This is a genomic window from Xanthomonas sp. WHRI 8932A, assembly GCF_035012785.1.
Lineage (GTDB): Bacteria > Pseudomonadota > Gammaproteobacteria > Xanthomonadales > Xanthomonadaceae > Xanthomonas.
In genome coordinates, this window is sequence record NZ_JAYGQQ010000020.1 from 1 (window position 1) to 5,890 (window position 5,890).

Consider the following 5,890-nt stretch of genomic DNA (forward strand, 5'->3'; position numbering starts at 1 on the left):
GGAGATGAAAAGCCTGCTAATATGGCCGGCTCGCTTCGCAGAAACCCTTCGGGTTAAAACGAAGCAGCGTCAACCACCTCGGAAACAAGGTGTTGACGGCAAGAAAAAGTCCGCTATAATGGGCGGCTCGCTTCGACGGAAACGACGAAGCTGACGGGAACGGCGCTGAGGCCACTTCCCAATGTTCTTTGACAGTGTGCGCAGGTAATTTGTGCGGACGCCTGCAGGAAGGATGATTGTCCATCTTGCAGACGTTTAATCAAAAAGCAACATATTAATTGCTTTGCAAGCGATAAGTTGTCAGTGGTTGAACTTCTGCAGCTAAAGTAATTTGTCTTCGGACATGTAATTTTAAGTGAAGAGTTTGATCCTGGCTCAGAGTGAACGCTGGCGGCAGGCCTAACACATGCAAGTCGAACGGCAGCACAGTAAGAGCTTGCTCTTATGGGTGGCGAGTGGCGGACGGGTGAGGAATACATCGGAATCTACTCTTTCGTGGGGGATAACGTAGGGAAACTTACGCTAATACCGCATACGACCTACGGGTGAAAGCGGAGGACCTTCGGGCTTCGCGCGATTGAATGAGCCGATGTCGGATTAGCTAGTTGGCGGGGTAAAGGCCCACCAAGGCGACGATCCGTAGCTGGTCTGAGAGGATGATCAGCCACACTGGAACTGAGACACGGTCCAGACTCCTACGGGAGGCAGCAGTGGGGAATATTGGACAATGGGCGCAAGCCTGATCCAGCCATGCCGCGTGGGTGAAGAAGGCCTTCGGGTTGTAAAGCCCTTTTGTTGGGAAAGAAAAGCAGTCGGTTAATACCCGATTGTTCTGACGGTACCCAAAGAATAAGCACCGGCTAACTTCGTGCCAGCAGCCGCGGTAATACGAAGGGTGCAAGCGTTACTCGGAATTACTGGGCGTAAAGCGTGCGTAGGTGGTGGTTTAAGTCTGTTGTGAAAGCCCTGGGCTCAACCTGGGAATTGCAGTGGATACTGGGTCACTAGAGTGTGGTAGAGGGTAGCGGAATTCCCGGTGTAGCAGTGAAATGCGTAGAGATCGGGAGGAACATCCGTGGCGAAGGCGGCTACCTGGACCAACACTGACACTGAGGCACGAAAGCGTGGGGAGCAAACAGGATTAGATACCCTGGTAGTCCACGCCCTAAACGATGCGAACTGGATGTTGGGTGCAATTTGGCACGCAGTATCGAAGCTAACGCGTTAAGTTCGCCGCCTGGGGAGTACGGTCGCAAGACTGAAACTCAAAGGAATTGACGGGGGCCCGCACAAGCGGTGGAGTATGTGGTTTAATTCGATGCAACGCGAAGAACCTTACCTGGTCTTGACATCCACGGAACTTTCCAGAGATGGATTGGTGCCTTCGGGAACCGTGAGACAGGTGCTGCATGGCTGTCGTCAGCTCGTGTCGTGAGATGTTGGGTTAAGTCCCGCAACGAGCGCAACCCTTGTCCTTAGTTGCCAGCACGTAATGGTGGGAACTCTAAGGAGACCGCCGGTGACAAACCGGAGGAAGGTGGGGATGACGTCAAGTCATCATGGCCCTTACGACCAGGGCTACACACGTACTACAATGGTAGGGACAGAGGGCTGCAAACCCGCGAGGGCAAGCCAATCCCAGAAACCCTATCTCAGTCCGGATTGGAGTCTGCAACTCGACTCCATGAAGTCGGAATCGCTAGTAATCGCAGATCAGCATTGCTGCGGTGAATACGTTCCCGGGCCTTGTACACACCGCCCGTCACACCATGGGAGTTTGTTGCACCAGAAGCAGGTAGCTTAACCTTCGGGAGGGCGCTTGCCACGGTGTGGCCGATGACTGGGGTGAAGTCGTAACAAGGTAGCCGTATCGGAAGGTGCGGCTGGATCACCTCCTTTTGAGCATGACGTCATTCGTCCTGTCGGGCGTCCTCACAAATTACCTGCATTCAGAGATTCATACCGGCACAGGTCGGTATGCGAAGTCCCTTTTGGGGCCTTAGCTCAGCTGGGAGAGCACCTGCTTTGCAAGCAGGGGGTCGTCGGTTCGATCCCGACAGGCTCCACCATATTGAGTGAAAAGACTTCGGGTCTGTAGCTCAGGTGGTTAGAGCGCACCCCTGATAAGGGTGAGGTCGGTAGTTCGAGTCTACCCAGACCCACCACTCTGAATGTAGTGCACACTTAAGAATTTATATGGATCAGCGTTGAGGCTGATACATGTTCTTTTATAACTTGTGACGTAGCGAGCGTTTGAGATATCTATCTAAACGTGTCGTTGAGGCTAAGGCGGGGACTTCGAGTCCCTAAATAATTGAGTCGTATGTTCGCGTTGGTGGCTTTGTACCCCACACAACACGTACATATAGCTCCGAGGCAACTTGGGGTTATATGGTCAAGCGAATAAGCGCACACGGTGGATGCCTAGGCGGTCAGAGGCGATGAAGGACGTGGTAGCCTGCGAAAAGTGTCGGGGAGCTGGCAACAAGCTTTGATCCGGCAATATCCGAATGGGGAAACCCACTGCTTCGGCAGTATCCTGCAGTGAATTCATAGCTGCTGGAAGCGAACCCGGTGAACTGAAATATCTAAGTAACCGGAGGAAAAGAAATCAACCGAGATTCCCTAAGTAGTGACGAGCGAACGGGGAACAGCCCTTAAGCTGGAATGGCTTTAGAAAAACAATCTGGAAAGATTGGCCATAGAAGGTGATAGCCCTGTATTTAAAAGGGCCACTCCAGTGAAGACGAGTAGGGCGGGGCACGTGAAACCCTGTCTGAATATGGGGGGACCATCCTCCAAGGCTAAATACTCCTGACCGACCGATAGTGAACCAGTACCGTGAGGGAAAGGCGAAAAGAACCCCGGAGAGGGGAGTGAAATAGATCCTGAAACCGTGTGCGTACAAGCAGTAGGAGCTCGCAAGAGTGACTGCGTACCTTTTGTATAATGGGTCAGCGACTTACTGTTCGTGGCAAGCTTAACCGTATAGGGGAGGCGAAGGGAAACCGAGTCTGATAAGGGCGCATAGTCGCGGGCAGTAGACCCGAAACCGGGTGATCTAGTCATGGCCAGGGTGAAGGTGCCGTAACAGGTACTGGAGGCCCGAACCCACGTCTGTTGCAAAAGACGGGGATGAGCTGTGATTAGGAGTGAAAAGCTAATCGAACCCGGAGATAGCTGGTTCTCCTCGAAAGCTATTTAGGTAGCGCCTCGGACGAATACTACTGGGGGTAGAGCACTGTTATGGCTAGGGGGTCATCGCGACTTACCAAACCATTGCAAACTCCGAATACCAGTACGTACTATCCGGGAGACACACGGCGGGTGCTAACGTCCGTCGTGAAAAGGGAAACAACCCAGACCCACAGCTAAGGTCCCAAATTCACTGCTAAGTGGAAAACGATGTGGAAAGGCACAGACAGCCAGGAGGTTGGCTTAGAAGCAGCCACCCTTTAAAGAAAGCGTAATAGCTCACTGGTCGAGTCGGTCTGCGCGGAAGATTTAACGGGGCTAAGCAGTGAACCGAAGCTTGGGGTGCATAAAACTTGTTTTATGCGCGGTAGAGGAGCGTTCCGTAAGCCTGCGAAGGTGGATTGAGAAGTCTGCTGGAGGTATCGGAAGTGCGAATGCTGACATGAGTAACGATAATGCGGGTGAAAAGCCCGCACGCCGAAAGCCCAAGGTTTCCTTGCGCAACGTTAATCGACGCAGGGTTAGTCGGTCCCTAAGGCGAGGGCGAAAGCCGTAGTCGATGGGAAGCAGGTTAATATTCCTGCACCTCGCGTGAGTGCGATGGAGGGACGGAGAAGGTTAGGTGTACCGGGCGTTGGTTGTCCCGGGGAAAGGCGGTAGGTTTGAATCTTTGGCAAATCCGGGATTCTTTAAGACCGAGCACCGAGACGAGCCTTTATGGCGAAGTCACTGATACCACGCTTCCAGGAAAAGCTCCTAAGCTTCAGCTCACGAAGACCGTACCGTAAACCGACACAGGTGGGTAGGATGAGAATTCTCAGGCGCTTGAGAGAACTCGGGTGAAGGAACTAGGCAACATGGCACCGTAACTTCGGGAGAAGGTGCACCCTTTTTGGTGGCTCATGCGAGCTATAGCTGAAGAGGGTCGCAGAAACCAGGCCGCTGCGACTGTTTATCAAAAACACAGCACTCTGCAAACACGAAAGTGGACGTATAGGGTGTGACGCCTGCCCGGTGCTGGAAGGTTAATTGATGGGGTCAGCCGCAAGGCGAAGCTCTTGATCGAAGCCCCAGTAAACGGCGGCCGTAACTATAACGGTCCTAAGGTAGCGAAATTCCTTGTCGGGTAAGTTCCGACCTGCACGAATGGCGTAACGACAGCGGCGCTGTCTCCACCCGAGACTCAGTGAAATTGAAATCGCTGTGAAGATGCAGCGTTCCCGTGGCAAGACGGAAAGACCCCGTGAACCTTTACTATAGCTTTACACTGAACGTTGAGTTCGTCTGTGTAGGATAGGTGGGAGGCTATGAAACTGTGGCGCTAGCTGCAGTGGAGCCATCCTTGAAATACCACCCTGTCGTGCTTGACGTTCTAACCTAGATCCGTTATCCGGATCAGGGACCGTGTATGGTGGGTAGTTTGACTGGGGCGGTCTCCTCCTAAAGAGTAACGGAGGAGCACGAAGGTACGCTCAGCGCGGTCGGACATCGCGCACTGTGTGCAAAGGCATAAGCGTGCTTGACTGCAAGATCGACGGATCAAGCAGGTACGAAAGTAGGTCTTAGTGATCCGGTGGTTCTGTATGGAAGGGCCATCGCTCAACGGATAAAAGGTACTCCGGGGATAACAGGCTGATACCGCCCAAGAGTTCATATCGACGGCGGTGTTTGGCACCTCGATGTCGGCTCATCACATCCTGGGGCTGTAGTCGGTCCCAAGGGTATGGCTGTTCGCCATTTAAAGTGGTACGCGAGCTGGGTTCAGAACGTCGTGAGACAGTTCGGTCCCTATCTGCCATGGGCGTTGGAAGTTTGAGAGGGGCTGCTCCTAGTACGAGAGGACCGGAGTGGACGAACCTCTGGTGTTCCGGTTGTCACGCCAGTGGCATTGCCGGGTAGCTATGTTCGGAAGCGATAACCGCTGAAAGCATCTAAGCGGGAAGCGCGCCTCAAGATGAGACTTCCCGGGGCACAAGCCCCCTAAAGGAACCATATAGACTATGTGGTTGATAGGTCAGGTGTGTAAGTACAGCAATGTATTGAGCTAACTGATACTAATGATCCGTGCGGCTTGACCATATAACCTCAAGTTGCCTTGGTCCCAACGAACGTTGGTAGATCCGCAAACGCAAGCTACGTCACAAGTTAACTATGCGAGACGAGCGCCGTAGGCGCTTCAACGCAAACGCTTGCACTAACCTGCATCCGTTTGCCACGAAGCTCCGACTGGCGACACTCCAACCGTCTCCCTGGTGAAATTAGCGCTGTGGAACCACCCGATCCCATCCCGAACTCGGAAGTGAAACGCAGCTGCGCCGATGGTAGTGTGGCTCAAGCCATGCGAGAGTAGGTCATCGCCAGGGGCTTTACCCGAAACCCTCAGTCCAATAGGACTGAGGGTTTCTTTTTGCCTGGGCGTTAGAAAAATACCCCGCAACCCACCAAACCAGTGCCGGAACGCCTGCCGGGGGAGAAGTGACAGGCCTTACGTCTGACTAGCCGTGGAGCCAGCCCGCTACAAGCGCGGTTGACGTAACGGCAGTATTGGCCGCGAAACTAGCCGCAGCTAGGCGACGACGCACACCATATGCGTCGCTTATAAACTCTCGATCGCAAACCCTCGGCTGCTCCTGGAGACCGCTATCTGATAGCTGGCCGACCGCCGCTCGATTGCTTTTCTGCATGCCGACCTCCA

2 tRNA genes and 3 rRNA genes are annotated in these 5,890 nt (G+C 53.6%); all 5 read left to right on the plus strand.

Annotated elements, in window-relative coordinates:
• The first annotated feature begins 352 nt into the window (after positions 1-352).
• The 5 genes from VC212_RS22675 to rrf all read left to right on the plus strand — a co-directional run bounded on the left by VC212_RS22675 (position 353) and on the right by rrf (position 5,558).
• A 16S ribosomal RNA gene (locus VC212_RS22675) occupies positions 353-1,899 on the plus strand.
• Positions 1,900-1,993: 94 nt separating this feature from the next.
• A tRNA-Ala gene (locus VC212_RS22680) sits at positions 1,994-2,069 on the plus strand.
• A gap of 19 nt (positions 2,070-2,088) precedes the next feature.
• A tRNA-Ile gene (locus tag VC212_RS22685) sits at positions 2,089-2,165 on the plus strand.
• A gap of 228 nt (positions 2,166-2,393) precedes the next feature.
• A 23S ribosomal RNA gene (locus VC212_RS22690) occupies positions 2,394-5,274 on the plus strand.
• A 169-nt stretch (positions 5,275-5,443) separates the two neighbouring features.
• Positions 5,444-5,558, plus strand: a 5S ribosomal RNA gene (gene rrf / locus VC212_RS22695).
• Together the 16S, 23S and 5S rRNA genes with 2 tRNA genes alongside form the textbook arrangement of a ribosomal RNA operon.
• Positions 5,559-5,890: the final 332 nt, after the last annotated feature.